Below are 3,508 nucleotides of genomic sequence, written 5' to 3' on the forward strand. Positions count from 1 at the left end.
GGATCCGCCGGGGCGGGTTCTGCCGGAGCAGGATCCGCGGGCGCGGGTGCGGCGGGAGCAGGCTCTGCGGGTGCGGGATCTGCCGGCGGTGGCGCGTCGGGTGCGACGACCGCGGGGTCGGCGGGCGGGGTGGCTGCCGGATCGGTGGCGGTTTCGTCGAACGGGCGCACGTTCAGGTACGCGGCCGCTCCGACCACCGTGGCCGGCGCGGCAGCGCCCTCGACCGAGACCGGCACACCCGAAGCCGGCGCCGATGCGGCGACCGTGGGTACCGGCGAAATAACCAAGCCGCTTGCGGCCGGGGCGGTCAGCGTGAGTGCGACGACAAGGGCGGTGAAGAACGCGAGCGCACGAAAAGTCGCGCTCTCCGAGCGCTCCATTTCGTGTTCCCCAGCCATCGCGCCTGCCCATGATCGGACCTTTGACACCGGGTTCTACTGCCTCGGAAGGCAATCCCCAACCCGGTGCTGACCACAACACTGTTTGATCTCCCGACCGCTTTCGTCATGTCAGGTCGATCCGCGGGTCAAGCTATGCCCAGCGTCGAGCGCGCGTCAAGAGCCCTAGGGAAAACGACCCATTACCATGGGACATGCTCACATCGGCATAAGACACGCGGCGCATGCGCGAATCAAATTCAGCCCAGATCAGGGAGTGGAATCGCCCCCGAGGTCAGCTGAGGCCGCTGTAGACGTGCAGGCCCTTGAAGAACATGTTCACGATCGTGAAGTTGAACATGACCGCTGAGAAGCCGATGATCGACAGCCACGCCGAGCGTGAGCCGCGCCATCCGCGCGTCGCCCGCGCGTGGATGTAGCCGGCGTAGAGCACCCAGATGACGAAGGTCCAGACTTCCTTCGTGTCGAAGCCCCAGTAGCGTCCCCACGCGTCGTTCGCCCAGATCGATCCGGCGATCAGCGTGAAGGTCCAGAAGATGAAGCCGAGGATCGCGAACCGGTAGGCGAGCGACTCGAGCGCCTCCGAGCCGGGGAGGGTCCGCAGGAACCGCGGGCCGGCCTTGGCCGGAGTGGGGGCATCGCCGCGCTCGTCCTGAAGCGCCCGCAGCTCGGCCGCAGCAATGGTCCTGCGCTCGCGGCGCGCCTGCATGAGCTGCAGCACCGACAGGCCGAAGGCAAGCGCGAACAGCGCCGTCGCCAGCGAGGCGACGAAGACGTGGATGACGAGCCACACCGATTTCAGGGGGTCCATGAGCGGCGTGATCTCGACATAGAACTTGAGCGCCGAGGCACCGAGCAGGAGCACGACCATCCCGGTGATGAAAGCCCCGAGGAAGCGCAGGTCGTAGCGCAGCAGCACGATCAGATACACCGCGACGATGAGCAGGGTGCCGGTCAGCGCGAACTCGTACATGTTCGACCACGGCACGCGTCCCGAGGCGATGCCACGGGTGACCGCTCCGCCGAGGTGGAACAGGAATCCGAGCACCGTCAGCGATGTGCCGATGCGCGCCCACACCATCCGCGGGCGACGCGACGGCGGCGCCTCGAGCGCCGCTTCAGCGGCAAGCCCCTCCGCCCGCAGCCGGGCGACGGAATCGTCGGCGACACCGGCTGCTCCCACCGAGACGAGCTCCCGATCACGGGCGAGCTCGGCATCCTGCGCGTCCACGGCGTCGGCGCCTCGGCGCGAGAGGTCGACGGCGTACGCGATGAAGGCGAGGGCGTAGACCGCGATCGCGGTCCACACGAGGAGCACCGACACCGAGTCGAGTGTGAGGGTTTCGGGCATGGCGATCAGTCTACGTCGGGACGGATGCCGCGACCCGGCGCCGCCGACGCCTCGCGCAGTGCGTCCTCGAGCGCGCCCCCATGCCGCTGCGCCACCTGGTCGATGGCGGCGGCGAGGGTGGGATCCTCACCGCGCGCGAGCGCGGCGTACTCGATCCGGATGGTCCGGCCCTCGGTGGTCGCCTTGACCCACATGCGGCGGCGCGGGACGAACAGCGCCGCGAGGAGGCCGAGCAGCGCCAGCACCGCGAACGAGAGCACCCACGGGGCGATGACATCCCGGTGCACCGAGAGCGAGACGTAGCGCTTGACGGCGCCGTCGTAGCCCTGTGCGTGGGTGCTGTCATCGCCGGTCGCAGTGCCGGGCGCCTCGTTCTCGAAGGTGATCGTGCCGTAGCCGTCGGGCAGATCGGTGGTCTGACCCGGCATGAGCTCGATGGGGTCGACTCCCGTATCGCCGCCGGTGAGGCGGGTCATGCCGGTCGGATCGAGGCTGTAGACCGAGCGCGGAGTGCCATCGTCGATGCCGAGGTCGCCCGAGTACACGTTCAGCGTGAGCACGGGATAGACGAGCGCCGGGTAAATCGAGGTGAGGGCTCCGGTGGAGAGCTTCTGCGCGGTCGGATAGAAGAAGCCGACGAGGCCGAGCTGCTCCGGCAGGCCGTCCGGCACCTTCACGACGCCGAGCGATGTCATGTGCGCGTCCTGCGGCAGGAACGGCACCGGGTCCTGGAACACGATGTCGCCATCGGCGTTTCGGATGGTGATCGTGGGGGCGTAGCCGTTGCCCATGAGGTAGATCTTGTCGCCCGCGACCTCGAGCGGGTGATTCACCCGCACTTCGCCCTCCTCGGGCGCCTCTCCCCCGAGCTCGGTCGTGAGGTGGGCGATGAAGTCGCCGGCCTGGCCGGCTCCGGCCGAACCGGGCGGCTGGTACGTGACCGAGAACTTGTCGAGGGTCAGCGAGTACGGGGTGAGCTTGTCTTCGTCGACGAAGCGACCGGGGTTGAAGGAGGAGTAGTCGAGCATCGTGTTCACGAAGCTGCGACCCTCGATGATGACGCTCTGTCCGGTATAGGTGAGGCCACCGCCGACCGCCACCGCGATGAGCACCCCCACGAGCGCCCCGTGGAAGATCAGGTTTCCGGTCTCGCGGAGGTAGCCGCGCTCCGCCGAGATCGACAGCGAGCCGGCCGTGTCGTACCGCTCTGTCCGGTACCCGGCGCGTTTGAGCTGGGCCTCGGCGAGGCTGATCGCGGTCGCGGCAGAGGCCGCGGCATCCGCATCAGCAGTCAGCTCGACGCTCGACTCACGGTGGTCGTCGAGCCGGCTGAGGCGCGCAGGAGTGCGCGGCGGGCGAGCGCGCAGCGCCTTCCAGTGATGCTTCGTGCGCGGGATCACACAGCCGATCAGCGAGACGAAAAGGAGGATGTAGATCGCCGAGAACCACGCCGACGAGTAGACGTCGAACAGCTGCATGCCGTCGATGATCGGGGCGAGCGTCGGGTTGTCGGCGAAGTACTGCGCGACGCCGTTCGGGTCGGCGCTGCGCTGCGGGACGATCGATCCGGGCACCGCCGCGATGGCGAGCAGGAGCAGCAGCACGAGGGCCGTGCGCATGCTCGTGAGCTGCCGCCAGCACCACCGCAGCCATCCGATCGGGCCGAGGGCGGGCTGGACGATGTCGTCGCCGCCGGCAGCGGGCGGCGCGGAGTCGGCGTGGTCGGCCGGCCGCAGCGGATCGCCGACGACCGATTCCC

Annotated in this window: 2 protein-coding genes and 1 pseudogene; all 3 read right to left on the reverse strand. The window is 68.8% G+C overall.

Going from position 1 to position 3,508, the window contains the following annotated elements; translation table 11 throughout:
* Positions 1-380, reverse strand: a pseudogene (locus tag AC1DVT_RS18855) (hypothetical protein); the annotation flags it as partial.
* Between the two features lie 292 nt (positions 381-672).
* Positions 673-1,749 (reverse strand): c-type cytochrome biogenesis protein CcsB, encoded by a 1,077-nt coding sequence (gene ccsB / locus AC1DVT_RS18860; protein ID WP_477390775.1) that lies wholly within the window; start codon positions 1,747-1,749, stop codon positions 673-675.
* Positions 1,750-1,754: 5 nt separating this feature from the next.
* Complete coding sequence (gene resB, locus AC1DVT_RS18865; RefSeq protein ID WP_477390777.1) at positions 1,755-3,485, reverse strand: cytochrome c biogenesis protein ResB; 1,731 nt, start codon at positions 3,483-3,485, stop codon at positions 1,755-1,757.
* Positions 3,486-3,508 lie beyond the last annotated feature (23 nt).

This window comes from Microbacterium sp. P2_F9 (assembly GCF_056403635.1).